The sequence below is a fragment of the Thalassotalea euphylliae genome (assembly GCF_003390395.1).
GTDB lineage: Bacteria > Pseudomonadota > Gammaproteobacteria > Enterobacterales > Alteromonadaceae > Thalassotalea_F > Thalassotalea_F euphylliae_C.
In genome coordinates, this window is the sequence record NZ_QUOV01000001.1 from 1,058,221 (window position 1) to 1,082,834 (window position 24,614).

The following is a 24,614-nucleotide window of genomic DNA, read 5'->3' on the forward strand; positions in this document are numbered from 1 at the left end:
TGTAGGAAAGAAAAAAGCCCCAGCATTGCTGAGGCTCTTTGTAAATGGTGCCGACTGCCGGAGTCGAACTGGCGACCTACTGATTACAAGTCAGTTGCTCTACCAACTGAGCTAAGTCGGCACACAAAACTGTGTGCGATAAACAAGAGTTTACCTTGGCACCGAATAATCGAAATTTAAATTAATAAATGTCCACTATTCAAAAGAGTGGTGCCCAGAGGCGGAATCGAACCACCGACACGGGGATTTTCAATCCCCTGCTCTACCGACTGAGCTATCTGGGCAATTTATTCGAAAAATTATCCGAATAATGTCTAACTTACTTAGACGTAGCAAATGCAATGCATTGGCTAGAAAGAATGGTGCCGACTGCCGGAGTCGAACTGGCGACCTACTGATTACAAGTCAGTTGCTCTACCAACTGAGCTAAGTCGGCACACAAAACTGTGTGCGATAAACATAAGTTTATCTTGGCACCGAAATATCGAAACTTATGATTGTAAATATTCGCTATTTCAAAATATGGTGCCCAGAGGCGGAATCGAACCACCGACACGGGGATTTTCAATCCCCTGCTCTACCGACTGAGCTATCTGGGCTTCGGTAATAAAATCTCTTTCTAACAGAAGGGGATTTTCAATGCTATTCCAAATGGCTCTACCGATTGAGCTATCTGGGCAAATTCTTCAAGCTACTTAAAAGTGCTATTTGAATCTTGTCTTTTTGGCCGTGCCTTGAAGACGGGCGCTATTAAACTTCTTTTGCTAATTCAGGTCAACTACTTTTTTTAAATAATTATTTGTTTGCTGGTTTTTTACACGTTGTCGCTATTTAGTGTACAAATATCGGAACTAAGCGCTGTAAATGGTCCAAATCCCGATAGTTATAAAGCCAACACCTGCAATGTAAGCCAATACTTTTTCACTTATATAAGCAGATAAAAATGTGCCTGCGATTACGCCAACGGCGGAAGCCACAATTAAGGCAGCTGACGCGGCGGCAAAAACCATCCACTTACTGATTTCTTTATCTGCTGCAAACAACATAGTGGCGAGCTGGGTTTTATCACCCAACTCTGCAATAAACACGGAAGCGAATATTGTGAAGAATACGCGCCAGTCGATACTAAAAAAACTGTCCATTACTTGGTTAACGTTCTTTAGTTAGCGACTAAGACTTGTTGACCGGTACGTAACCTTCAATTTCAGGCTCTTTACCTTCGAATAAGTAACCCACCATGGCTTGTTCTAGAAAAGCGCGATCATCAGGGTTCATCATGTTCATCTTTTTCTCGTTGATTAGCATGGTTTGTTTTTTCTGCCAGTTACCCCAAGCTTCTTTGCTAATGTTGTCGAATATACGCTTACCAATTTCACCAGGGTATAGTTGAAAGTCTAAACCTTCGGCTTCTTTTTGTAGGTTTTGGCAAAATACTGTTCTGCTCATGATTGTTCTCGTCTTAAAAAATTGGTTTTGATTATACGTATAAGTAGCCAGCTAGAAAATGGTCCAGCAATTCATTGTCGTGATTCTTTAATCAAGGATGCATTGATTAAAGGGGGCATTAGTTCAAAGATGCTTTAATTCAATTATTCTTCGAGCAACCAACCGTTAGCAGTGGCGATATCTATCTGCTCTAAAACATAAGCCCAAAGTTTAGGGGCTGAAGTTGCTAAATGCTTATTGCGATTGATAACTTGTTGCTTGTAAACCGTGTTCTGTGCCCAACTGCCACCATCGTTCTTCATGTTTTGAATAAGCGGTAAAATACGATCCATCGCTTTAGCAAAGCTAGCGTCAGGTGTTTCAGCTTGTTCAAACTCATGCCACAGCGCTGTGAAGTATTCTTTTTGCGTTTCAGGCAATAGGCCAAAAATACGATTGGCAGCAGCAATTTCTTTATCCGATTGCTCGTCGAGTATTGCTTTTTCATCAAAGGCAAAGGTATCGCCGGCATCAATTTCTACAATATCGTGCAGCAGCAACATCAGTGTTACGCGTGAGATGTCGATTTTACCTTCTGCATAGGGTGCTAGTACGTGTGCCGTTAGGGCGATGTGCCAACTGTGCTCGGCACTGTTTTCAAAGCGGTTATTGTCGGTTTTGATCAGGGCGCGGCGATAAACCGCTTTTAATTTATCTAACTCTAAAATGAAATCGAGTTGTTGAGATAGTGCTTCCATTACGGCTCCATTAATGAAATGTGGTGGCTAATTTGGGTAAAAGTGCTTAGCGTTAGCTAATGTTAAATAGCCTCTAATTCTTGTATTTCACCTAATATTTTTACGGTAGAAGCAGCAAAACCAAGTGCTGTTTCTTGTGAAATAGTTAGCCAAGTGTGTGTACTTGGTTCATTTACGGTGTTGCTTTGAGCGTGCTCACAGTCAACGAGTACGGGGGTTATATCTAAATGAAAGTGACTAAAGGTGTGTCTAAACTCAGTCAGCTTTGTTGTTTTAATACTCGTTAAGCCAAGCTTATCGAGCGTTGCTGGAATTTGGCTTTGGCAGTCGGTTTCTAAAAAGCACCAGAGGCCACCCCATATGCCTGACGGTGGTCTTTTTTCCAGTAGCACTTGCTCGCCAACTTTGGGAATAATCATCACGCATTGTTTAACTGGCGTTTCTTTCTTTGGCTTTTTTTGCGGAAAGTTCGCTTGTTCGCCAGTGGCATTGGCAAGGCAAACTTGCTCGACTGGGCAAATGTCACATTTAGGTTTGCTGCGTGTGCAAATGGTAGCGCCCATATCCATCATAGCTTGATTAAAAAACTGCACGCCATCAGCTGGCGTCAGCTTTTCGGCAATTGGCCAAAGAGTTCTTTCGTACTTAGCTTGGGCGTTGTGACCTTCTACTAAGTAACAGCGCGCTAAAACACGTTTCACGTTGCCGTCTAAAATAGGGTGGTGCTGACCAAGTGATAAACTCAGTATTGCTCCCGCTGTAGAGCGACCTATACCGGGTAAGGCGATCACCTGTTCAATCTCGGTTGGAAACTCACCGCCGTGCTGAGCGACTATTTGCTTGGCCGCTTTGTGTAAATTTCGCGCTCGCGCGTAGTAGCCAAGCCCCGTCCAGTGATGGAGTACATTGTCTTCATCTGCTTGCGCTAGTGCTTTCACGTCTGGAAAGCTCGCCATAAACCGTTCGTAATAGGGGATAACAGTGGCGACTTGAGTTTGTTGCAGCATAATCTCGGAAACCCAAACGCGATAGGGCGTTTTATTCTGCTGCCAAGGTAGATGCTTTCTACCCTCTTTGTGATACCAAGTAAGAATGTCGTTACCAAATGCTTTGGCTGACTGGGCGGATATAGTGATTTGATCTGTCATAGCGGCGACAGTGTAGCGAAAACTGACACTGGAAAAAAGCTGATAAAAAGGGTTAACAAAGGCTTACAACGCAAAGCATATAAAAGATCAGTAAAAAGTTGGTGCAAAACCTTGTCTGATGATACCTATTCACTCTATGCTCATGCCAGAAATTTTATTTACGCTTACTTTAATGGACATACAGAAATGAAAGCTGAAGCAAAAAATCGCAGCCGCCGATTAAGAAAAAAATTACGTGTTGATGAATTCCAAGAGCTAGGATTTGATGTTGCATGGCAATTAGCTGCTGACGCCAGCGAAGAGCAGGTTGATACGTTTGTCGATGACTTTATCGTGCAGGTGATTGAGCCTCGTGGTTTAGGTTTTGGCGGAGAAGGTGATACTTTGTGGCATGGTTTGATTTGCACAATGGATATTGGCAAGTGCACTGAAGAAGATCGCCAAGCAGTTGAAAGCTGGTTAAAAGACCAAGGTGCAGTAGCTGTTTCGGTATCTGCGCTTTACGATGTTTGGTGGGGATAGCTCCACCAAACCACGCTAACAATCGGTTTTAGCTTTAGTCTAAGCTTTTGTTTAGGCCACCGGAAAAGAGCTAGGAAAAAGCACAGGGAAGACTAAATTTGACACAAGCGTTACTTTCTCCTCATCAAATAACCGAACAACTGGCGCTGCTGCCATTAACCGCTGAAGACGCCTCACCGCTATTTACCCTTATCCAGAAAAATCGCGCTAACTTAGCCAAATATCTTTATTGGGTAAGTGATGTAACCGATGTTGCATCAACCGAACGCTATATTCTTGAGCGTGTGAATAGCGGCCTACCATCAGCTACTTGGCTGAAAATTCTTGATAATCAGCAAATCTGTGGTGTTTTCGGGATTAAATATATTGATGCTGACAAACAATTGGCAGAAGTGGGCTATTGGTTAAGCAGTGACAGCCAAGGAAGAGGCATTATTAGCCAAGTTATCCGTTACATGACTCATATACTCGCCAAACATAAAGTTCGCTATTTGAATATTGCGTGCTTAGAACAAAATGCAGCCAGTATACGTGTTGCTGAAAAGGCGGGTGGTCAGCTTGTGAGTGTTGAGCCTAAGTTCTTGAAGGTCAATGGCGATTGGCAAGCGTTACTGACCTTTCAAATCCCTCTGAAACATAAACACGCCCTTGTGTAGAGGCTAGTAGATATTACATTTTGGCTTCTAGCGACTCTTTCTTGAGTTTAAGCTGCTAACATAAGATAATACGCCGCCATTTTAACCGCTAAGATGATTTTCGATGACAGAAAGAACCCACAAAACCATTGAACAAGCAAAGCAGGAAGGTAAGTACATTCGTACGGTACGTAGCTTTGTTAAACGTGAAGGACGCTTAACTAAAGGTCAGGCGCACGCGTTGGATAACCACTGGCAAGACATGGGCTTAGATCATCAAGACGGTATGCTCGATTACGCCCAAATCTTTGGCAACGACAACCCAGTCGTGTTGGAAATTGGCTTTGGTATGGGCAAGTCATTGGTTGAAATGGCTAAGAACGCACCAGAACTAAATTACATTGGTGTTGAGGTTCATCGCCCAGGTGTTGGTGCTTGTATTGGACTAGCTGTAGAGCAAGAAGCCAATAACCTAAAAGTATACGAGCACGACGCGATTGAAATTTTAGCTGACTGTATTCCAGATAACAGCTTAACAACAGTACAGTTGTTTTTCCCTGATCCGTGGCACAAGAAAAAGCACCATAAGCGCCGCATTGTAAAACCTGAGTTTGTTGAAACTATTCGCCAAAAGCTAAAAGTTGGTGGCGTTTTCCATATGGCAACTGACTGGGAAAACTATGCAGAGTGTATGCTAGAAGATATGCAAAGTGCGCCAGGCTATGAAAACTTATCTGCAACTAATGACTATGTGCCTCGTCCAGATAATCGCCCGCTGACTAAGTTTGAAAACCGTGGTCAGCGTTTAGGCCATGGCGTTTGGGATATTCAGTTTAAGAAACTGTAATAATACCAAAGCACTTAAAACAAAAAGCAGAGCTATAAATTTAGCTCTGCTTTTTTATGAGTCTATTTTATTGGCACTAAATCCTAAGATTTAACGGGCTTCTTCCTCTTCATTAACTTCTATTACTTCACTGGTCAGTCGCTCGGTAAATTCTGCGAGCTTGTCTTGCTCAACGAAAAATAGATGCTGACTGTAGCGCTTGTTGCCGGTTCGCACTAACCAATCGTCATCAATAATTTGCCAATGAAGCGCCGCTTGTAATACTCGGCTAGGGTATTGTCCCCAATAAAATTGGCTGGCGTCGATATGGGCTTGATTATTGGGCGTGAGTTCACTGCGCTCTTCAATTAGCCTTTGTTCAAGGTGCGCTAATACTTTTGGTTTTAGCGATGTCATGATCTCGCGTTTAAAGCGATTAAAACTTTTGGCTCGGTAAAGTTGCCAAGCCATCCAAATAAGCAATATGGCTGCGGCTAATGCTAAAATTTCCACTGCAACTACTCTGTGTCAATCACTGCAAATAATATAGCGCGCATACTAGCAGTAAATTGCGAAAAACATAAGGCGTGGCCAGCTAGCCCCTTAAGACAACTCTTGTTGATATTGCTTGCGATAACGTTTGGTTAGCTTAGCTTTATTGAGCTGATCTTTAACAAGGCAGCACAGTGCCGACGGATATAGGTTCGGTTTCTTACCTTGGCCTAAACGTTTAAGCTGCTGTTTTACAATCGCCATCGTGGCTGCGCCGCTCAGCGTTTTATCATTCCAGTTAACCACGGGTAATGGGCTGACGTAATCCGGTTGCTTTTGCCACTTATTTGGCAGTTGTGGCGTCATCGCCAATGCGGTTGCCATGCCAATTAGCTGAATATTTTCAGCCAGTGCTTGCTCTGCAATGGCAAGGCGTTTAACGCCACCTGTCACCATAATCGGCATTGTAGCCTTAGCTGCTAGTTGGCTCGCAAATGATAAAAAATAAGCTTCTCGCGCAAGTGTTCTTTCATCTGCACTGCGACCCTGCATGGCAGGAGCTTCATAGCTTCCACCTGATACTTCGATAAAGTCCAGATTGTAGGGAGCCAACATTTCAAGCACTTGCTCAGCATCATCAATATCAAAACCGCCTCTTTGGAAATCGGCTGAGTTGAGTTTTACCGACACAATAAAATGCTCATCGACATTGGCTTTGATGAGTTTAACGGTTTCAACCAAAATACGGGCACGATTTTCAATGCTGCCGCCCCAACGATCGTTTCGCTTGTTGGTTAGTGGAGATAAGAATTGGCTGAGCAAGTAACCATGAGCCGCGTGAATTTCAACACCGTCAAAGCCAGCTTGTTGCGCACGCTGGGCGGTAATTGCAAAGCGGTTGATAACGTCTTGAATATCATCTTCGCTCATTGGTGTTGGTTTAGGGAACATATGACTGTGCTTACCCATGTCCATTGCGATGTCTGATGGTGAAATCGCTTTACCGCCTAAATTTTTGAAGACTTGTCTACCCGGGTGATTGATCTGCATTACCACTTTTGTATCGCCGTGTTTTGCCGCTTGTGCCCAAGTGCGAAAGGCAGTTAAGTCGGTTTCTGCTTCCAGCGCTACGCCACCAGGTCCAGTCATGGCAAGATGATCAACCATTACATTCCCCGTAATAATCATACCAACACCACCTTGTGCCCAAGTGCTATATAGGCGCATTAATTCAGTGCTCGGCAGTTGATTATCGGTCGCCATGTTCTCTTCCATCGCGGCTTTTACCAAACGGTTTTTCACTTGAATGCCACTGCTAAGCTCAAGCGGCGAATAGATTGGCGAAGTATTGGGAGATTTCATTTAGGTAGTTACGTTATTGTTATCATTATAGATTGCTAAATAATAACCAGTTTATGCAAAATGCCTAGCAGTTTTATGCTTTGAGCTAGATATTGGATCCCTATTTTAAAAGCTAGGGTTCAAAGGCTAAGGTTTAAAGTCAGCTTGTTCATGCATTAACAGTTTTGCTTTTAATGCCAAACCACCAGCGTAACCTGTTAGTTTTTTGTTAGCACCAATCACTCGATGGCAAGGAATAATCAACGCAATTGGATTTGCACCATTTGCTGTGCCAACTGCTCGCACCGCTTTTTCATTATTAATGCTTTTTGCTAACCAGCCGTAACTGACGGTTTTACCAAAAGGAATTTCTGTGAGTGCTTGCCATACCGTTTGTTGAAACGGAGTGCCTTGTGGGGCAAGTGCTAAATCAAATTGTGTTCTTTGCCCAGCAAAGTACTCGGTTAATTGTTGTGTAACTTCGCTAAATTGCTTATCGCTTTGCGTTGAGTTTTGGGCGAACTGTATCGGCGCAGCACCTTGCTGAAAGGCGAGTGCAGTGATGCCGTCATCATTGGCGGTGATTGCTATCTCACCTAGCGGTGAGTGGTAAATAGTGTGGTACATAGCGCTGATCCTGAGTTTAGTCGTTTTTGCTTTAGTAATTAGTTTCAGTAACTGGTTTTAGTCATTTTGTTAGTTATGTTTTTTAGTTATCCAGATTATTGCGCTTTGAGCGATAGCCAAAGGTATAAAGTTGCGTATGCTCGCCACGGTTGCCATTGCTCGGCGCGTGCCAATATCTGCTTCACATTGGGCTTATTATCTTCAACTGTAAGAGCCTTGATGACCCCAAGGTCACTGGCTGGAAAAGCATTTGGGTCACTTAAACCGCGCATTGCAAGGTAGTTTACTGTCCATGGACCAATACCTTTAAGCTCCACCAGTGTTTTGGTCAGCTCATCAAGCGATTGGTAATCGGTAAATAATGCTTCGTTTTGTTGATAAAACTCAACCCAGCGAATAAGTGTATCAATGCGAGACTGCGTCAATCCAAGCCCCGCGAAATCAGCCATTTTAAGATCACTAACCGATGGGAAGCACTTATTCAACTCGGGGTGGTTTATCGATAGTGGTTGCCCGTATTTTTCAGCAATACGACCCGCATAGGTAGTAGCTGCTTTAACCGAAATTTGTTGACCGAGAATAGCGCGAATAGAGAACTCGAAAATGTCCCAGCAGCCAGGCAGGCGAATCCCTGGATTTTGCTCAATTTGTTTTGCCAATAGCTGATCACAAGCCAGGTGTTGGTGAATTGCATCCATATCTGCGTCTAAATCAAATAACTTTCGCACTTTGGCAATCACTTGGTCGAGCACGGATAGATCATCAAGCGCGACAGTTAGTTTTAACGCATGCTTATCAGCAACATCTGTTACGCTTATCCAGCCAGCCACTTCGCCGAGTAAAATACTTCGCTGATAGGTGTGCGCGCCAACAATTTCGACACCAGGTAGTTGACGAAGCCTGAAAAATTCAAGCATGGCCTGCCAATCAAAAGGCGGGCGGTAACTGAGCAATACGGAAATTTCGCTACCTTGTAGCTTTTTGCTCAACCGATTGCGAACTTGTTGAGGCGTTTCTTGATAAGTAGCTTTTACTGCCTCGTTGAATCGTCGAATACTGGTAAAGCCAGCAGCAAAGCAGACATCAGCAATCGGTAAGTTAGTGCCCGTGAGCAGTTGTCGGGCCTTTAGTAGCTTTTGATGTTGGGCGTACTTACTCGGTGGCAAGCCAAAATGCTGTGAAAATAACCGCCTTGCTTGGCGCTCTGAAATGTCAAAACGTGTTGCCAGCTCGCTGAGTGATAATCCTTCTTCAATAGCATCTGCTAGCTGCTGAATTGCTGGGGCGAGCTTTTGTGCAGGCGCTAATTCTGGTAAACAGCGCTTACAGGGCATGTAGCCAGCGTTTTGCGCTTGCGCTGCGGTGTGAAAATAACGAACATTTTCCTCTTTGGGCGCGCGTGCAGGGCAAATGGGACGACAGAAAATGCCAGTAGTTAGCACTGCGGTATAAAATTTACCATCAAATCGGGCATCTTTGCTTAGTCGAGCCCGCTGACAAACATCTGGGTTGAGTTCAGATTCGCAGCTTAAGCTGTTGTCAGGTGAAGAAACATCGTCCAAGCGAAGCATAGTGATTTAGTCAGCAACTTGTGTTTCGTTCAGTGTATCAAAAAAACAAAATTGCACTGGCGGAAATCGGCCATCTATTCAGTATTAGCGTTCAACTTATTCTACGATTCAACGCCCGAATCTGGTTTACCTGTTGCGATATGTAAACAGGCTGGGTAATAGTTACACAGCTCATTATGTAGTTGTTGCTAAATTGTTAATTAATCGAGCAAAAGTCGGGATTTTATTGACAAGTTTTTCAAACTCGCTATAAAAGGTGTTTAATCTGTATGCTTTGCCGTGCCATTGAATAAAATACGTGCAAGCTGCGAGTCCTTTTTCGAGCGTATGGAATGCCAATGAGTGACATGTTTTACTATGACAATAGATTAAGTCGACGCGTACTCGGCTATATTCTACTGTGCAGTGTAATTTTGTCGCTAGTCTCTACCACCATTCAGCTTTATTCCGATTACAACGATTCCCTAGAGCGACTCGAACAACGCTTTAATAATATTGAAACCAGCTATATTCCCTCCATGGCGACGAGCTTGTGGGATTTTAATAAGTCGTTGATGGAGCAGCAAATCAAAGGTATTGCTGACCTGCCAGATATTTCTTACGTGAAAGTGATTACTGATTTAGGCAGTAGTTATGAAGTAGGGGATGAAGACGCAATAGTTAAAGAGCTATATCGCAACTATCAAATAAATTACGGTGAGAATGAAATTGGTGTTTTGGAAGTGTACGCCAATTATGAAGATATATATCAGCGCTTATGGCAAAAAGCGGGTGTTATTATCGCCACTGAAACCATTAAAATTTTTATTGTTACCTTCGTTATTATGTTGGTGGGACACTGGCTTGTTGCCCGCCATATCTATCGCATTACTGACTATGCACAGCAGCTTGCAACCGACAATTTAGACGTAAGCTTGACGTTGGATGGTCGACGCAAAAATAAAGATGAACTCGACATTCTAGTCGATGCAATCAACACCATGCGTCTGCGCATCAAGCAAGACATTGTTAAACTTGAAGAAGCAGAAAACGCTTTGCTTAGTTTAAATGGTGAATTGGAAGTTAAGGTGTTTGACCGCACTGCTAAGCTGCAAGAGAGTAATGCCCAGCTTCAGCAATCACTCGATGATTTAACCTTGGCAAAAGACCAATTAGTGCAGTCAGAAAAAATGGCATCACTTGGTCAACTGGTCGCAGGTGTGGCGCATGAGGTGAATACACCGCTCGGTATCTGCGTGACTTCAATTACTGCATTGAAAGAAAAAGTCGATGCATTGAAAAAGGCAGTTGATGATCAAGAGCTGACCAAGTCGCAATTGTCAGACACGTTAGATCTGTTAACGGAATACCAGCAGATTATTGAGCGTAGTTTGAATAAATCTGTTGAACTGATCCGTGGCTTTAAGTCTGTGGCGGTTGAACAACATACAGATCCTGAGCACAAAATTAATTTAGCGCAACATGTTAATGATGTGGTGAACACAGTGAAAACCATGTTTAAGCGCAAGAAATACAACATTCATATCGATTTAGATAAAGACTTTGAATTTGTGACTTTCCCCAGTGCTTGGAACCAAATTCTGACGAACTTTTTAATGAATTCCCATATTCATGGTTTTGAAGGGCGTGACGAGGGTGAAATTTCGATTAAATTCTCTGAGAACAACGGGTATCTCACCATGCTTTATCAAGACAACGGTCACGGCATTGATGCTGAATTAAAGAAAACTATTTTTGACCCATTCGTTACTACTAAACGTGGTCAAGGTGGTTCGGGGCTAGGCTTAAATATTGTGTTTAACTTAGTGCACTCTAAACTGGGCGGCACAATAACTTGCCCAGATGTAGACGCTGGATGTTGTTTCAAGGTTAAAGTGCCAGTTGAGTTTGTTGAAAAGGCCGTTTTTAAAGAATCTATGGCCTAAATTTCCGCTATGTCAGCTTCAAGGTTGTTCAAACTATCATTATTAATGACAGGTACAATTGTATACTAAGACATCGTTTACTAATACATAAACGCACCGTGCTCATTAACGACTTCACACTATTTTCCACACTAATAACAATAAATAAGAAAGGAAATCCAATATGGCAATCGTATACAAGACAAGGACGCAACTTGTAGTAGAGACCATTCGAGAAAAAATTCTAAGTGGTGAAATTACCGCTGGCCAGCCTTTGCGCCAAGCAGCGCTTGCCGAAGAACTAAATGTTAGCCGTATTCCGGTGCGCGAAGCCTTGTTGCAATTAGAAGCAGAAGGACTAGTCGCTTTTGAACCGCACAAAGGTGCAACGGCAACTGAATTAAACGTTGACCAAGTTGATGAGTTATTTGAACTTAGAGCAATGCTTGAAGCAGATTTACTCGCCGCATCGATTCCAAACTTGTCAGAAGAAGACTTGCGAGAAGCGAAAGTGTTATTGGACAAATTGGAAAACGCGTTAGGGAAAGAAAATGCTGCCAACACTTGGAGTCAACTTAATTCCGACTACCACAATTGCTTATATTCAGCGGCCGACAGACCACAAACCCAAGACTTAGTCGATACGTTAAATAAGAATGCTGATCGCTACATTCGTATGCACTTGCTATGGGCTGGGGGGATTTCCAAAGCTGAGTCTGAGCACAATGATATTTTGGGCTTATGCCAGGCGGGTAATGTGGAAGGTGCGGTTGCGGTATTGAAACAGCACATCTTGGGCTCTCGCGATGAAATCAAAGCGTTTTTACTCGCTCGAGAAAAAAGCAATAAGTAAAAAGTTTTAAATAACATTGCCTTGGCAGTTTTTATTAACGTATTTGTTGGTAATTACTAACTTGGGCTCTGATTGACATTTTTCATACAAATCTATAGTATTCTCGCCCTTAAAACGACCAGTAATTTAAGTTTTAACCGCCAATGCTTTATGGTTGCCCGCCAACCAGAATATGGCGATTTTGCTGGTTTTTGACTACTTTTGTTAGCCATAACTTAAGTGGTTATTGCAAGTCATAGCAAGCCATTGCTAATCACATTTTCACTAACTTTTTACACGAGAATACGATGTTTGAAATTCATGCGAGTAAGGTTTCAAGCCTGAAAAATGATGTTCTATCAGGTTTGACCGTGGCATTGGCATTGGTGCCAGAGGCAGTTGCATTTGCCTTTGTTGCTGGTGTTGAGCCGTTAGTCGGCCTTTATGCTGCCTTTATGGTGGGACTTATCACTTCAATTTTTGGTGGCCGCCCTGGTATGATTTCTGGGGCAACAGGTGCCATGGCAGTAGTGATGGTAAGTCTTGTTGCTTTGCATGGCGTGCAATACCTATTTGCGACCGTAGTGCTCACCGGTATACTGCAAATACTCGCTGGTATATTCAAACTTGGTAAGTTTATTCGCTTAGTGCCACACCCAGTGATGCTGGGCTTTGTTAACGGTTTGGCGATTGTTATTTTCCTTGCTCAACTTGGTCAGTTTAAAGTGGCAAACGAAGAAGGTATTTTCGTGTGGATGCAAGGCAATCAGTTGGCCACAATGGCGGGCTTAATTGCGTTAACAATGGCTATTATTCACTTCTTACCTAAGCTAACGAAAGCGGTGCCATCATCATTAGTCGCTATTATTGTGGTGACTTTATTGGCGCAAAGCCTAGATTTAGATGCTCGCACAGTTGTTGATTACGTTCGAGATATGACTAACGACCCAGCAGCAACAATTGCTGGTGGCTTACCGCAATTTGCGATTCCAGAAGTACCATTTACCTTTGAAACATTGCGAATTATCTTCCCATTTGCGTTAGTACTTGCCGCTATCGGCTTAATTGAATCACTACTAACGCTAACGCTTATTGACGAGCTAACAGGCACTCGTGGTCGTGGTAACAAAGAGTGTATCGCGCAAGGTGCATCAAATACTGTAAACGGCTTTTTCGGTGCCATGGGTGGTTGTGCCATGATTGGTCAATCAATGATTAATGTGAACTCTGGTGGTCGTGGCCGAGCTTCAGGTATCACTGCGGCACTTGGCTTGCTTGGTATTATCTTGTTTGCATCTAGCTTAATTGAACAAATTCCATTGGCAGCGCTAGTTGGTGTCATGTTTATTGTAGTCATTGGTACTTTCGAATGGTCAAGCTTCCGCATTATGCGTAAAGTACCAAAGGCTGATGCTTTTGTTATCGTGCTAGTATCTGGTGTTACGGTTGCTACTGACTTAGCCGTCGCAGTAATTGTTGGTGTTATTGTCTCAGCGTTAGTATTTGCTTGGGAGCATGCTAAACACGTAAATGTTAGACGCTCTGTTAACAACCAAGGTTCAACAGTATACGAAGTTAATGGCCCATTATTCTTCGGTTCTGTATCTAGCTTCCTTGATCAGTTTGATATGGAAAACGATTCAAACGACGTTATTGTTGAATTTAAAAACTCTCGTGTTGCTGACCACTCTGCGATTGAAGCGATTGATACTTTAGCCGAACGCTATATTGCTCGTGGTAAAACCATGCATTTAGTGCACTTAAGCTCAGAGTGTAAGCAGCTACTAGAAAAAGCAGGCGACTTGGTTGAAGTGAATGTGATTGAAGATCCTGATTATCACATTGCCACCGACAAACTTGCCTAATAAGTTGGTTGAGCGCTGACATAGTGCAGCGCTTTAGCTTGCTATACTTGCCTAAATACGAGATGTTAGGCAGGTATAGTGGCTTATTTGCTCCATTAAATTTTGCTACATCAAATAATGTAGAGAAAGTATGCAATTAGAGTTTTTTGACGTTCCTAGCCCTTGTATTGGTGTTTGCCAATCAGACGAAAAAGGGCACTGTTTGGGCTGTTTTCGCACTCGCGAAGAACGACAGCAGTGGATTACTTTATCTTCCGACGATAAGCAAAAAGTCATTAAGCGCTGTGTGCAACGTAAGAAACGCAAAGACAAAGCTAAGCTAACTCCAAGCAATCCATTGCAAAATAGTTCGGTAAAAAGCAGCTCAGTGCAAAACAGTTCCGCAGAGTCTTCTTCTCAGACATCACAAGAACAAGCTGAACAACAAATTATTCAACCATCCTTACTTGATCCAACACCCAAAAGCACAGCTAAAACTACCACTTCGTCAAACGATGAGATGGACTTTGGTGATTTTGAACTTTAGTTTTCAGCTTTACTAATCAGCTTTATCAGTCAGCTTTGCCATTCTGCTTTAATAGCCTTGCGCTTGTCCGTCTTTACGCATTTCGCTGGCACCATGGTAAACCCCAGTTTTAGGGTCTTTAAGAATCGCTTGATAGCCACCAAAAGGACCACTGGTGATATGTATTTTATGACCGCGCCTTTGTAACTCTTTGACTGTATTTGCTTTCACGCCACTTTCTAACTCAAGTACACCACCATCTTTCATTCGGCCTTCCCAAGTAGGCGATGTTGAACCTTTGTGGTGGAATCGAGCGGCATCACCAGCTTGCTGCACATTCATGCCAAAATCGACAATATTAGTCACCATTTGCACATGTCCTTGCGGTTGCATTGCACCGCCCATTAAGCCAAAGCTCATATAAGGTTTATTGTCTTTGGTAATGAATGCCGGAATTATCGTGTGGAAAGGACGTTTTGCTGGCGCGTAAACGTTTGGATGGCCTTTGGTCAGAGAGTATTGTGCGCCGCGGTTTTGGAAAATAAAGCCCAGACCATCAGCGACTAAGCCTGTGCCCATACCGCGATAGTTACTTTGAATTAAGCTCACCATCATGCCATTGGCATCGGCAACTGTTAGGTAAATTGTATCGCCTTCGATAAGTTTAGGATCGCCATGTTCAACTTGCGTGGCTGCGCTGTTTATGTTGATAAGCTTAGCTCTGGCTTTGCCATATTGCTTAGACAACAAGTAATCTAAATTTATGTTTTGGTAATCAGGATCTGCGTAGAATCTGGCGCGGTCTTCAAAGGCAAGCTTTTTCGCTTCGGTCATGACGTGCAGATAGTCTGCACTATTGTGTCCCATGGCTTTTAAATCAAAGTTTTCTAGTACGGTAAGCATTTGCAGCGCGGCAATACCTTGGCCATTGGGCGGTAACTCCCAAACATCATATCCACGATAATTGACAGAAACTGGTGTAACCCAAGTACTGTTGTGGCTGGCAAAGTCTTCATATCTTAGTGGGCCGCCTATGCGTTTAAAGTAGGCATCCATAGTTTTGGCTATTTCACCTTGATAAAAAGCGTCGCGCCCACCCTTAGCAATTTGTGACAGTGTGTTCGCTAAATCAGGGTTCTTGAATACTTGGCCTTCGACTGGTGCTTTGCCGTTAATTAAGAAGGTTGCTTGATAGTTAGCAATTTCTTCAATTTCACCCGCTTTATGTAGTTTTTCATAGCGTTTTTGATAGATGTCCATGTAGTAGGCGATAACTTCTGTAACGGGAAAGCCTTGCTTTGCATAAGTAATTGCTGGTGCTAGATTTTGCGCCATCGATAGCTTGCCAAATTTTTTGTGAAGTTCGAACCAAGCGTCAACGGTTCCGGGGACTGTCACTGGTGGCGTTCCCCAGTTTGGAATTTGCGAAACATCACCAATTTTCGCTTTTAACTGAGCGAGAGTTTGTCCTTTGGCTGACCGCCCTGAGCCATTTAATCCGTGTAGCTTTTCGGTTTTGGGGTCCCAGACAATCGCAAATAGATCGCCGCCGATACCGTTCCCCGTTGGCTCCATGAGCCCTATGGCTGCATTAGCAGCAATAGCCGCATCCATTGCGCTGCCGCCACCTTTTAATATGTCGATTGCTACTTGGCTGGCGAGTGGGTGAGAGGTTGCTGCCATACCATTCATCGCTAGAACTGGTGAGCGAGTAGCCCAAGGTGCGCCAACAACGCGGTCGCCTCTGCCGTCTTCCCGTAAAGTCACGGTTTTACCAGTTACATCATCGACGATAGTGCTGGCTTCAGTGGTAACAACCAAAGATAAAGCCATTGATACACTGAGAATTGAAGGAAAAGCGCAGATTTTCATGTTGAACTCCATATTTGGGCTTGTTGTTAATATAGCGTTTGTCGGCAATAAAGTTCAATTTATAGGCTATTCAAGATGTTATCACTATGATGGGCATGAGTTATTTAAAGGAACTATTTAAATGAATTGTGTGAAAGAATTATCTAGCGCTTTGCTAGGTTCTTATTAATCTTGAAGGTATAAGATCAAAAAAGCCTCACCAGTAGGTAAGGCTCTAGCATTTAGGTATTAGCATTTAGGTACTAGTACTTAGGCATTTTAATACTGGATATTTTAGTATCGTGTCACACAATACCCACTAAATAGTGGTTATTGACGGACACCTTCAATATGCAGGTCAAACATAATATTGCCAAAGTCCATTTTATAGCCGAAATCTTTCATCGCGATTTGGGTTGAACCTTCAAAACCTGCGCGGTAGCCACCCCAAGGATCTTTGCCTTCGCCAACTTTTACTGCATCAATCACAATTTCTTTGTCCATGCCCTGCAGAGTTAGGGTGCCGGTAATTTTGAGTTTGTCGTTACCCAAGTCTTCTACTTTAGTGCTAACAAACTCAGCTGTTGCAAACTTACTAACATCAAGGAAGTCGTCGTTGCGAATATGCTTGTCACGCTCAGCGTGGTTTGAATCGACGCTGCTAGTGTCGATTTTTAGCATAATTTTGCTGTCTGCAACTTTATTGGCGTCATAGCTAAAGTTACCTGAAAACTTGTTAAAGCGACCAGTAACATAGCTATAACCTAAATGACTGACTTTAAAGTTAATCGCGGCATGCGCGCCTTTAGTGTCGATCACATAGTCGGCTGCCATTGTTGGTAATGTAGTTGCTGCGCTCAATAGCGCTGCTAAAGCTAGTTTTTTCATGGAATTATTTCCTATTTACTTTTGTACGCTTGGTGGTGTGATCACTCGTTAATACATTTAATATCCGTGAGCTAACGCCAATAAGCAGGTTAGTTTTTTGCCCGCAACGATGTGATGTTTCACTGCTGCAAGGCAGGTAGTTTTCCAAGCAAAATTCTTCGATTAATTGCGTTTAGACATTGTCATCAAATCATTCGACGTAGCGTTTCATCTTTGTCGATGAAATGATGCTTTAATGCCGCCAATGCGTGTACGACAACTAATGCAATTAGTGTGTATGCCAAATATTCGTGTACTACGCCGGCGATGTCTTCTTGGTTTGCAAACAATTCACCCAGCGAGCCGACATTAAACCAAGTGAAAACTTCTATGGCTCTGCCGTCCGCTGTTGAGATCAAATAACCACTGGTCATTATTAAAATAAGCAGCAGATAAAGCAGGTAGTGCATGATAGTAGCTGCTTTTTGTAAACTTGCAGAGGAAGATTGAACGGCCTTTGGTGAAGGCGTTAAAAGTTTCCACAGCAAACGTAGAAAGGTCGCGATAAATAGCAAAATTCCGATACTTTTATGCCAATGTGGCGCGGTTTTGTACCATTGACTGTAATAGCTTAAATCAACCATCCAAAAGCCAACGGCAAATAAGCCAATGACCACAATACCACTTAACCAGTGAAAGGATTTGGAGACCATGCCGTATTGGCTTTCACTGTCTTTTAACATCTCGACTTTCCTCATTAACCTTTATTTCAATTAGTATTACATACCGCTGAATTTAAGCTCTCAGCGCCGTTCGCATTAAGATTTCAATTATTGGTGTTTATCTACAAACCGCAATTTGTACTAATTCACAATTTTGTGTTTGCTTGTATTCACCTTCACCTTCACCTTCGCAAGCGCGAAAGTTATACAACGCAAAGGACGAGCTAAATGACCTAAGTGCTAGCCATTTGATTACAGCTTAGCTGGCATCTTTGCATTTCTTTGCATTAGCCTTTAAAAAATTATTGCTCGATGCTTATCTTAAGGTATTGAAACGAGTCGTGGGATAGTCTCATTTGTATATTCTCTGTAAAGGTTGCTCGAATGTGATTCAAACTGGTGTCGGCTAATGACTAACGATAAAATAGCTAGTCTTTTCTTTTCTACTTATTCTGTTAAGAAGCTTCTATGGATAATCTTATTCGTCAATGTTCCTTTATTGCGGGGCAATGGCTGCCAAGTGAGCAATTGTTTCCAGTAACAAACCCAGCTAACAACCAAACGGTGATTGAAGTCTATGATGCTGGAGCTGCTGGTGCTGTGACGGCAGTTGAGGCAGCGTATTCGGCAATGCCGAGTTGGTCAAAAAAAACTGCGCAACAACGAGCAGATCTTATGCTTAGTTGGTTTGCTTTGATCATGGAACATCAAGATGAACTTGCCCGTTTATTGACGTTAGAGCAAGGTAAGCCGCTGGCAGAAGCAAAGGGAGAAGTTAGCTACGGTGCATCATTTCTGCAATGGTTTGCTGAAGAAGGTAAGCGAGTTTACGGTGATATTATTCCGCAAACCAACGACAGCCAACGTTTATTGGTGCTGAAGCAACCAGTAGGCGTGGTCACGGCGATCACACCTTGGAATTTTCCCAATGCAATGATCATGCGCAAGGCTGCAGCTGCACTAGCCGCAGGTTGCAGTTTTGTGGTTCGTCCTGATCCGCAAACACCACTTTCCGCATTGGCGCTGGCCGCGCTGGCGGAACAAGCGGGCATTCCTGCTGGTGTTTTCAATGTTATTGTGTCGGAGCAAGCGCAAGCAGTAGGCGAAGTGTTAACAACGCACCCCAAGGTAGCTAAGTTTACTTTTACCGGTTCAACCCAAGTGGGCAAATTGTTGATGAGCCAATGTAGCCAAGGGATCAAAAAGGTTTCTATGGAGCTTGGTGGTAATGCGCCGTTGATTGTTTTTGACGATGCCGATCTTGAATTAGCGGTGCAGGGCGCGATTCAATCTAAATATCGCAATGCTGGGCAAACTTGTATCTGTACTAACCGTATTTACGTGCACAATCGTATACGTGAGCAGTTTACTGAGCGCTATGTCGCAGCGGTAAAGCAACTGAAGCTAGGTGATGGGTTGCGTGAAGGCATCGACGTTGGTCCATTAATTTCAGAGAAAGCGGTTGATCGCATGCAAAGTCTTATCGATGACAGCTTAGCGATGGGCGCAACCTTGGTTACTGGTGGTCGTGGTGTATCAAAAAGTAACTTTTTCGAACCTACTGTACTCACTAACGTGACTGATGAAATGCCTGTGGCGGGAGAAGAAATATTTGGTCCTATATCGCCGATTATTGGTTTCGATGACGAGGCTGAGGTTATTAGCAGTGCTAATGCTGTTGAGGTTGGCTTAGCTGCTTACTTTTACAGTGAAAATATTCGTCGAATTTGGCGCGTCGCAGAACAGTTGGCATTCGGCATGGTCGGGATTAACGATACTGCGATCTCAAATGCGGTTGCGCCATTTGGTGGTATCAAGCAGTCAGGCTTTGGCCGTGAGGGTTCTAAATATGGATTGGATGACTACTTAGTGACTAAGTACTTATGCTTAGGAAGCTTGTCTGATTAGCTGTTTCAAAATATTGGATTGTTGATGATAAATGAGCGCTGAAACAGCCAAGGATGGTTTTTGAGTTTTTTATTACCTTGTTTAAGTACTCATCAAGATTTTTCGCGAGCAAATGATGACAGTTGAAGATGCAAAAAGCTGATAGTTAACGCAAAGATGAATTAGCCATTTATAAGGCTAATTCAATTACCATTTCGCGCAGCTCTTCTTTGGAGATTGCGTTGTCGTGGTTTTTATCAAAACGCTTAAAGATACTCTCACACATGCGAATACCTTTGTCTTGTAACAAACAGTCAATCAGTTCAACGAACTCGCTACGGTTAATCATGCCATCGCGATCTTCGTCAAATACTTCAAATAGCTCGTCTACCCATTGGTTAAGTTCCATAACACTCTCTTAATGCCAGGTAAAAACAGGATTAAAACTTTATCGCGTCTAGCGAGATAATGGAATGAATTATTTCAAATTTCTGATTGGTCGTAGCAGTAACCGAGCAAATCTATAGCAGTTAGACGCTAATTTGCTCGTTACTATCAATATTAGAGTGCCTTATCATGCTTATTGAAAGGGTAAGAATTAACTGCTGCTTAGCTTAGCTTAGCTTAGCCAAGGCATAACTGTTCTATTCTATTGATTAGCGCTGTTTGTTGCCGATAATTGCTATCAGTCAGCGTTGTAATTGGGTAAAAGTTCTCTGCTGTGAACACTGCCACTACACCCGCATTGCGATTACCTTTAAGCCCTTGATGAGTTTGTGTGCGAACTTCCTTGATATCGTCAAATGTTAGCAAGACACGGCGCTTGCCTCGCAATGAAAACTGGCTGATCAGCAATTTACGACTGGTGCTATCAAAGATAGACAATTTGAAATCAAGCACGAGTAAACAAATGGTCGGGACAAAGAAGCCCAGTAAAATAGCCGCAAGCGATAACTGCTGATGTAGTGTGGTAAATAAGGTCAGTGACACCACGGCGAGACATGCAATGGCTAGTTTGTAAGGATAGCTGGAAACAATCAGCAATTCACCTTTCTCAATAACTTTCACAAAACCTCTTTAACACCTGTTGTTAGGGGTTATAAGTTCAATTTTAGCTGATAATTTGGGTTAGTTTGATTTGGCTTTACTTCGAAAGCTCACACAGCCGTTGAATAACGTTTCGATTGGCTTGTCTTTAATTCACTAATTCCTTTTTTATTATTTTTTACAGTTGGCTGTAATAAATTTTAGAAAGAACAGACTAGTAGGCGTGTTAGTTCTTTCTGTTACTTCAGTCTGTTACTGATTGCGATTAAGTAGAGCCTTAATATTAAGTTTAGTATTAACAAGGGATTTAAAATAATAATGTGGAAATTAAAACGTAAAGTCGTTTGTTCAGCCCTATTAGCCTCTGGGCTGCTGACAAGCTCGATGATGACAAGCGCTGAGCAAACATCGTCAATATCTTCACAGTCAAACCTGTCTATCGAAAATTGTCATGTTGATGGCATAAAAGAGCAAATCAAATGTGGTACTTTGACTGTGCCAGAAAATTACCAATTGCCAGCAGGTCAACAAATTGACTTACATTTTACGGTGTTGCCAGCAATTGATAATTCAAATAACAAAATTCCCTTAATGTTTTTAGCAGGTGGGCCAGGGCAGGCGGCAACAGAGTTGGCTGCAATGTTACGCAATCGCTTTTATGAAGTGCGCAAAACGCATGACATTATTTTGGTTGACCAGCGTGGAACGGGTCAATCATCCCAACTTAAATGCGATGATGAAGCGTTTACCGCGCAAAGTGTTTATGAGTCACTGACGTTCGATTTCGAGGTGAGCGAAGTACAAGATTGTATCGCTGACTTTACTCAAGACCTGAGCCAATACAATTCAGAAAATGCGATTCGCGACTTTGATGCCGTGCGCGGCGCATTGGGGCATGACAAGATTAACGTTTATGGTGGTTCGTATGGCACGCGAGCTGCACTGATTTATATGCGCATGTTTCCCGAGAGCCTCAATAGCGTGGTGTTAGACAGTGTTGCCCCACTCGATATGCGCATTGGTTTATTTGGTCAAAGTGGTGCCCGTTCTTATGAATTATTATTAAACAATTGTCAGGCGGAAGAAAGCTGCCAAAAGGCTTTCCCAAATTTAGATCAAGACTACCAAAAAGTGTTTGCTGAGTTAGTGGCAAAGCCGGTTGAACTAAGCATTCCACATCCTCGCTTAGGCACTGCGACCAAGCTAATTATTGATGCTGATAAGTTCGTTTCAACGATTCAACAACAACTCTACAGCTTGACTGGGCGTAGCATGATGCCATTGGTAATCAATCAAGCGGCGCAAGGTAACTTTATGCCATTCGTTGGTGTGCTTGCCCAAGCAGATGAAAAACAGCCGCGTGGCTCTGTTTATACCAATTTGCTAATGAATATTGCCTGTAATGAAGATTTCCCTTTGATTGCTGAACAAGATTGGCAAGCCGATGCAAGCAATCAATTTGCTCGAAATATCAGTCATCGTGGTGTTCGATTAGTTTGCCCGTTATGGCCGAAATATCGTCCTGAAGCGAGCTTTTATGAGCCGGTTAACAGTGACATTCCAACCTTAATTTTGTCTGGCAACTTAGACCCTGTGACACCACCTGAAAACGGTGAGCGAGCGGATCAGATGTTAGCAAATAGTCGTCATATTGTTGCTGAGCATTTATCACACATTGTTGCGGTTAACGATTGTGGCGTTGGGCTAGTAGCTAAATTTATTGATGAGTTGGATTTAGAAGGCTTAGACGCGAGCTGTTTAGCTGAATTACCCGCAGAAACATTTATGACCAGTCTTAACGGCAATACTTAAGGAACGAGCATGATAAAAGTTGAAAATTTACATAAAACCTTTGGTAAAACCGTCAAGGCATTAGACGGTTTATCTTTTACTGCCAACGATGGCGAGATCACTGGCATTTTGGGGCCAAATGGCGCTGGTAAAACAACCTGCTTACGAACCCTTTACGGCTTGCTAAAAGCGGATGAGGGTATTGCCACTATTGATGGTATCAGTGCTTTAGAACAACCGATCTTAGCGCGCGCCCAGTTGGGGATATTTCCAGATAAATTTGGTTTGTATGAGCGCTTAACGGCTTATGAGCAAATTGACTATTTCGCCAGTATTCACGGTTTATCTGGCGGTAAAAAGAAAGCGTCAATCGAGCAAATCCTTAAAGATCTAGAAATGGAAGAGTTAGCACATCGTAAAACACAAGGTTTCTCGCAAGGTCAACGCATGAAAGTGACCTTGGCACAAGCGTTAGTGCATCAGCCAAAGAACTTTGTCTTGGATGAGCCAACTCGCGGCTTGGATGTGATGAGTACACGAATTCTTCGAGATTATTTACGTCGCTTTAAAGAGCAAGGACACTGCATTTTGTTCTCTTCGCATGTCATGCAAGAAGTTGCTGCGCTATGTGATCGCGTGGTTATTGTCGCTAATGGTCGATTGGCGGCAGAAGGCACACCAGAGGAGCTTTGTCAGTTAGCCGGAGAAAGCCAACTGGAAGAAGCTTTTGTGAAATTAATTGGTTCAGACGAAGGAGTGGCAGCCTAATGAGTGCAGGATTTAGCCAATTGAAGGCGCTTATCATCAAAGAGTTCAAAGAAGCGTTTCGTGACAAGCGCGCGATGATGGTGGCGTTTAGTATGTCGTTGTTAGCGCCAGTGATGATTATGGTGATGTCAAAAACCATGATCAAAGAAATGGTTGATAAACCACCTGTGTATGCAGAGTTTGTCGGTGCTGAATATGCCCCTAAACTTGTTAAAGATTTAGCGGATGAAAATATTTTACCGTTAGCTGAAGCCGAAGAAAGTGATCTGCGAATTTGGCAAGAGCGCGGTATTACCATCACCATTCCTGAAACTTATGGTCAGGACATGATTGAGGGTAAGATCATTAACGTCGTGCTTAATGCCGACTACAGTGACAAGCCAAGCTTAGCGCCGATTCGTCGTATTAAAGATGTGGTACGCGATCACGCCCGAGCGATTGGCTACAAACGTTTGATTATGCGCGGTGTTGATGTTCGTATTCTACAGCCACTTAATTTAGTGGAACAAGATCGCGCCCAGCCAAGCAGCAATGCCATGATGATTAGCATTATGTTGGGCTTGTACCTATTAATGGGCGCCTTTATGTCAGGCCTGTCGATTGCGATTGATTCAAGTGCGGGTGAGCGTGAGCGTAACGTTTTAGAAATGTTGCTATGTCAGCCGGTAAGTACCACCAAAATCGTACTGGCCAAGTTGTCTTGCTCTGCATCTATTTCGATTCTATCGATTATCTTAATGCTGGTCGTTACTTCAATCTCAATCGGCTTTGTGGACCTGTCAAAAATTGGCGCAACCTTTAGCATTGACCTTTACATGTTTGTTGCCTTGCTTGGCCTGTTAATTCCAATTTGTATTTTGGCGGCAGCGTTACAGCTATTCTTCTCGTTTCAAGCGAAAAGTTTTAAAGAGGCGCAATCAACCGTCACTATGCTGATTATGCTGCCAGCCTTTGTACCTTTTATTTTGATGTTTATTGACGATAGACCAATGTGGCTTGATTGGCTGCCAGTTGCCGGTCAATCCATCATCATGGAAGACTTGTTTAAAGGTTTGGTAATTAACTGGTCGGCATTTGCCTTTACCAGTGTCACCACAGTTGCATTATCTGCAGTGTTGGTAATGACATTGGCACAAAAGCTGAAATCAGAAAAAGTGGTCATGGCGCTTAGCTAAACCAGCCTTTATTTGGCTGATATAATCCAGCGTGGCTTAGAGATTTTTCATATGA

The 24,614-nt window shown here is 43.0% G+C and carries 24 protein-coding genes and 4 tRNA genes; 11 read left to right on the forward strand and 17 right to left on the reverse strand.

Going from position 1 to position 24,614, the window contains the following annotated elements:
* Positions 1-45 precede the first annotated feature (45 nt).
* The 8 genes from DXX92_RS04670 to mutY form a co-directional block, all read right to left on the reverse strand.
* Positions 46-121: transfer RNA gene (locus tag DXX92_RS04670), tRNA-Thr, on the reverse strand.
* A gap of 87 nt (positions 122-208) precedes the next feature.
* A tRNA-Phe gene (locus DXX92_RS04675) sits at positions 209-284 on the reverse strand.
* Between the two features lie 76 nt (positions 285-360).
* A tRNA-Thr gene (locus tag DXX92_RS04680) sits at positions 361-436 on the reverse strand.
* A gap of 87 nt (positions 437-523) precedes the next feature.
* A tRNA-Phe gene (locus tag DXX92_RS04685) sits at positions 524-599 on the reverse strand.
* 252 nt (positions 600-851) lie between these two features.
* A complete protein-coding gene (locus DXX92_RS04690) occupies positions 852-1,142 on the reverse strand; it encodes a TMEM165/GDT1 family protein (RefSeq protein WP_220347625.1) in 291 nt (96 codons plus the stop codon).
* A 28-nt stretch (positions 1,143-1,170) separates the two neighbouring features.
* Entirely contained in the window at positions 1,171-1,446 is a 276-nt protein-coding gene (locus DXX92_RS04695; RefSeq protein ID WP_115999383.1) for an oxidative damage protection protein, read from the reverse strand.
* 143 nt (positions 1,447-1,589) lie between these two features.
* Positions 1,590-2,183: an HD domain-containing protein gene (locus DXX92_RS04700; RefSeq protein ID WP_115999384.1), complete on the reverse strand. Its 594-nt coding sequence runs from the start codon at positions 2,181-2,183 to the stop codon at positions 1,590-1,592.
* Positions 2,184-2,245: 62 nt separating this feature from the next.
* Complete coding sequence (gene mutY, locus DXX92_RS04705) at positions 2,246-3,331, reverse strand: A/G-specific adenine glycosylase (protein WP_115999385.1); 1,086 nt, start codon at positions 3,329-3,331, stop codon at positions 2,246-2,248.
* A 186-nt stretch (positions 3,332-3,517) separates the two neighbouring features.
* Here mutY and DXX92_RS04710 point away from each other — a divergent pair, with 186 nt between their 5' ends.
* The 3 genes from DXX92_RS04710 to trmB all read left to right on the forward strand — a co-directional run bounded on the left by DXX92_RS04710 (position 3,518) and on the right by trmB (position 5,335).
* Positions 3,518-3,853 carry a 50S ribosome-binding protein YggL gene (locus DXX92_RS04710; RefSeq protein WP_116002300.1) on the forward strand — a complete coding sequence of 112 codons (336 nt, stop codon included), beginning with the start codon at positions 3,518-3,520 and terminating at the stop codon, positions 3,851-3,853.
* 98 nt (positions 3,854-3,951) lie between these two features.
* Positions 3,952-4,509: a GNAT family N-acetyltransferase gene (locus DXX92_RS04715; protein WP_115999386.1), complete on the forward strand. Its 558-nt coding sequence runs from the start codon at positions 3,952-3,954 to the stop codon at positions 4,507-4,509.
* 103 nt (positions 4,510-4,612) lie between these two features.
* The gene (trmB, locus tag DXX92_RS04720; protein WP_115999387.1) at positions 4,613-5,335 is read left to right on the forward strand and encodes a tRNA (guanosine(46)-N7)-methyltransferase TrmB; all 723 of its coding nucleotides are present in this window, start codon (positions 4,613-4,615) and stop codon (positions 5,333-5,335) included.
* 90 nt (positions 5,336-5,425) lie between these two features.
* Here the strand turns inward: trmB and DXX92_RS04725 are convergent, their stop codons facing one another.
* From DXX92_RS04725 to DXX92_RS04740, 4 genes are all read right to left on the reverse strand, one after another.
* Complete coding sequence (locus DXX92_RS04725) at positions 5,426-5,827, reverse strand: hypothetical protein (protein ID WP_181901690.1); 402 nt, start codon at positions 5,825-5,827, stop codon at positions 5,426-5,428.
* 90 nt (positions 5,828-5,917) lie between these two features.
* The gene (locus tag DXX92_RS04730; RefSeq protein WP_115999388.1) at positions 5,918-7,168 is read right to left on the reverse strand and encodes an NADH:flavin oxidoreductase/NADH oxidase family protein; all 1,251 of its coding nucleotides are present in this window, start codon (positions 7,166-7,168) and stop codon (positions 5,918-5,920) included.
* Between the two features lie 126 nt (positions 7,169-7,294).
* Positions 7,295-7,774 carry a methylated-DNA--[protein]-cysteine S-methyltransferase gene (locus tag DXX92_RS04735; RefSeq protein WP_115999389.1) on the reverse strand — a complete coding sequence of 160 codons (480 nt, stop codon included), beginning with the start codon at positions 7,772-7,774 and terminating at the stop codon, positions 7,295-7,297.
* 95 nt (positions 7,775-7,869) lie between these two features.
* Entirely contained in the window at positions 7,870-9,345 is a 1,476-nt protein-coding gene (locus DXX92_RS04740; protein ID WP_115999390.1) for a DNA-3-methyladenine glycosylase 2 family protein, read from the reverse strand.
* 338 nt (positions 9,346-9,683) lie between these two features.
* Between DXX92_RS04740 and DXX92_RS04745 the strand changes: the two genes are divergently transcribed.
* From DXX92_RS04745 to DXX92_RS04760, 4 genes are all read left to right on the forward strand, one after another.
* Entirely contained in the window at positions 9,684-11,270 is a 1,587-nt protein-coding gene (locus tag DXX92_RS04745; protein WP_181901691.1) for an ATP-binding protein, read from the forward strand.
* A 163-nt stretch (positions 11,271-11,433) separates the two neighbouring features.
* Positions 11,434-12,102 (forward strand): GntR family transcriptional regulator, encoded by a 669-nt coding sequence (locus DXX92_RS04750; protein ID WP_115999392.1) that lies wholly within the window; start codon positions 11,434-11,436, stop codon positions 12,100-12,102.
* 287 nt (positions 12,103-12,389) lie between these two features.
* Positions 12,390-13,946, forward strand: a complete 1,557-nt coding sequence (locus DXX92_RS04755; RefSeq protein WP_115999393.1) for a SulP family inorganic anion transporter — start codon at positions 12,390-12,392, stop codon at positions 13,944-13,946.
* A gap of 130 nt (positions 13,947-14,076) precedes the next feature.
* The gene (locus tag DXX92_RS04760; protein WP_115999394.1) at positions 14,077-14,472 is read left to right on the forward strand and encodes a DUF1289 domain-containing protein; all 396 of its coding nucleotides are present in this window, start codon (positions 14,077-14,079) and stop codon (positions 14,470-14,472) included.
* A 48-nt stretch (positions 14,473-14,520) separates the two neighbouring features.
* Here DXX92_RS04760 and ggt read toward each other — a convergent pair whose 3' ends face one another.
* The 3 genes from ggt to DXX92_RS04775 form a co-directional block, all read right to left on the reverse strand.
* Positions 14,521-16,323, reverse strand: coding sequence for a gamma-glutamyltransferase (gene ggt, locus DXX92_RS04765; RefSeq protein WP_245961397.1), 1,803 nt, complete (start codon positions 16,321-16,323; stop codon positions 14,521-14,523).
* Positions 16,324-16,632: 309 nt separating this feature from the next.
* Entirely contained in the window at positions 16,633-17,190 is a 558-nt protein-coding gene (locus DXX92_RS04770) for a YceI family protein (protein ID WP_115999395.1), read from the reverse strand.
* Positions 17,191-17,375: 185 nt separating this feature from the next.
* Positions 17,376-17,912, reverse strand: coding sequence for a cytochrome b (locus tag DXX92_RS04775; RefSeq protein ID WP_115999396.1), 537 nt, complete (start codon positions 17,910-17,912; stop codon positions 17,376-17,378).
* Between the two features lie 447 nt (positions 17,913-18,359).
* Between DXX92_RS04775 and DXX92_RS04780 the strand changes: the two genes are divergently transcribed.
* Entirely contained in the window at positions 18,360-19,799 is a 1,440-nt protein-coding gene (locus DXX92_RS04780; protein WP_115999397.1) for an NAD-dependent succinate-semialdehyde dehydrogenase, read from the forward strand.
* Between the two features lie 169 nt (positions 19,800-19,968).
* On the opposite strand, the gene DXX92_RS04785 is transcribed toward DXX92_RS04780, so the two are convergent.
* Both DXX92_RS04785 and DXX92_RS04790 read right to left on the reverse strand, forming a co-directional pair.
* Complete coding sequence (locus DXX92_RS04785) at positions 19,969-20,187, reverse strand: EF-hand domain-containing protein (RefSeq protein ID WP_115999398.1); 219 nt, start codon at positions 20,185-20,187, stop codon at positions 19,969-19,971.
* 215 nt (positions 20,188-20,402) lie between these two features.
* Positions 20,403-20,846 (reverse strand): hypothetical protein, encoded by a 444-nt coding sequence (locus DXX92_RS04790; protein WP_115999399.1) that lies wholly within the window; start codon positions 20,844-20,846, stop codon positions 20,403-20,405.
* Between the two features lie 297 nt (positions 20,847-21,143).
* On the opposite strand from DXX92_RS04790, the gene DXX92_RS04795 reads away from it, so the two are divergent.
* The 3 genes from DXX92_RS04795 to DXX92_RS04805 are packed head-to-tail and all read left to right on the forward strand — an operon-like array spanning position 21,144 to position 24,559.
* Positions 21,144-22,637: an alpha/beta hydrolase gene (locus DXX92_RS04795; RefSeq protein ID WP_245961398.1), complete on the forward strand. Its 1,494-nt coding sequence runs from the start codon at positions 21,144-21,146 to the stop codon at positions 22,635-22,637.
* A 9-nt stretch (positions 22,638-22,646) separates the two neighbouring features.
* On the forward strand, positions 22,647-23,384 hold the full coding sequence (locus tag DXX92_RS04800) for an ATP-binding cassette domain-containing protein (protein ID WP_115999400.1): 738 nt from the start codon (positions 22,647-22,649) through the stop codon (positions 23,382-23,384).
* Positions 23,384-24,559 carry an ABC transporter permease gene (locus DXX92_RS04805; protein WP_115999401.1) on the forward strand — a complete coding sequence of 392 codons (1,176 nt, stop codon included), beginning with the start codon at positions 23,384-23,386 and terminating at the stop codon, positions 24,557-24,559. Before DXX92_RS04800 ends, DXX92_RS04805 begins: the two co-directional genes overlap by 1 nt.
* Positions 24,560-24,614: the final 55 nt, after the last annotated feature.

Excerpts from the sequence above, each read along its gene's own strand:
- DXX92_RS04690 (WP_220347625.1), bottom strand. The coding sequence starts at position 1,142 with ATGGACAGTTTTTTTAGTATCGACTGGCGCGTATTCTTCACAATATTC.
- DXX92_RS04695 (WP_115999383.1), bottom strand. The coding sequence starts at position 1,446 with ATGAGCAGAACAGTATTTTGCCAAAACCTACAAAAAGAAGCCGAAGGT.
- DXX92_RS04700 (WP_115999384.1), bottom strand. The coding sequence starts at position 2,183 with ATGGAAGCACTATCTCAACAACTCGATTTCATTTTAGAGTTAGATAAA.
- mutY (WP_115999385.1), bottom strand. The coding sequence starts at position 3,331 with ATGACAGATCAAATCACTATATCCGCCCAGTCAGCCAAAGCATTTGGT.
- DXX92_RS04710 (WP_116002300.1), top strand. The coding sequence starts at position 3,518 with ATGAAAGCTGAAGCAAAAAATCGCAGCCGCCGATTAAGAAAAAAATTA.
- trmB (WP_115999387.1), top strand. The coding sequence starts at position 4,613 with ATGACAGAAAGAACCCACAAAACCATTGAACAAGCAAAGCAGGAAGGT.
- DXX92_RS04730 (WP_115999388.1), bottom strand. The coding sequence starts at position 7,168 with ATGAAATCTCCCAATACTTCGCCAATCTATTCGCCGCTTGAGCTTAGC.
- DXX92_RS04735 (WP_115999389.1), bottom strand. The coding sequence starts at position 7,774 with ATGTACCACACTATTTACCACTCACCGCTAGGTGAGATAGCAATCACC.
- DXX92_RS04740 (WP_115999390.1), bottom strand. The coding sequence starts at position 9,345 with ATGCTTCGCTTGGACGATGTTTCTTCACCTGACAACAGCTTAAGCTGC.
- DXX92_RS04745 (WP_181901691.1), top strand. The coding sequence starts at position 9,684 with ATGAGTGACATGTTTTACTATGACAATAGATTAAGTCGACGCGTACTC.
- DXX92_RS04750 (WP_115999392.1), top strand. The coding sequence starts at position 11,434 with ATGGCAATCGTATACAAGACAAGGACGCAACTTGTAGTAGAGACCATT.
- DXX92_RS04755 (WP_115999393.1), top strand. The coding sequence starts at position 12,390 with ATGTTTGAAATTCATGCGAGTAAGGTTTCAAGCCTGAAAAATGATGTT.
- DXX92_RS04760 (WP_115999394.1), top strand. The coding sequence starts at position 14,077 with ATGCAATTAGAGTTTTTTGACGTTCCTAGCCCTTGTATTGGTGTTTGC.
- ggt (WP_245961397.1), bottom strand. The coding sequence starts at position 16,323 with ATGAAAATCTGCGCTTTTCCTTCAATTCTCAGTGTATCAATGGCTTTA.
- DXX92_RS04770 (WP_115999395.1), bottom strand. The coding sequence starts at position 17,190 with ATGAAAAAACTAGCTTTAGCAGCGCTATTGAGCGCAGCAACTACATTA.
- DXX92_RS04775 (WP_115999396.1), bottom strand. The coding sequence starts at position 17,912 with ATGTTAAAAGACAGTGAAAGCCAATACGGCATGGTCTCCAAATCCTTT.
- DXX92_RS04780 (WP_115999397.1), top strand. The coding sequence starts at position 18,360 with ATGGATAATCTTATTCGTCAATGTTCCTTTATTGCGGGGCAATGGCTG.
- DXX92_RS04785 (WP_115999398.1), bottom strand. The coding sequence starts at position 20,187 with ATGGAACTTAACCAATGGGTAGACGAGCTATTTGAAGTATTTGACGAA.
- DXX92_RS04795 (WP_245961398.1), top strand. The coding sequence starts at position 21,144 with ATGTGGAAATTAAAACGTAAAGTCGTTTGTTCAGCCCTATTAGCCTCT.
- DXX92_RS04800 (WP_115999400.1), top strand. The coding sequence starts at position 22,647 with ATGATAAAAGTTGAAAATTTACATAAAACCTTTGGTAAAACCGTCAAG.
- DXX92_RS04805 (WP_115999401.1), top strand. The coding sequence starts at position 23,384 with ATGAGTGCAGGATTTAGCCAATTGAAGGCGCTTATCATCAAAGAGTTC.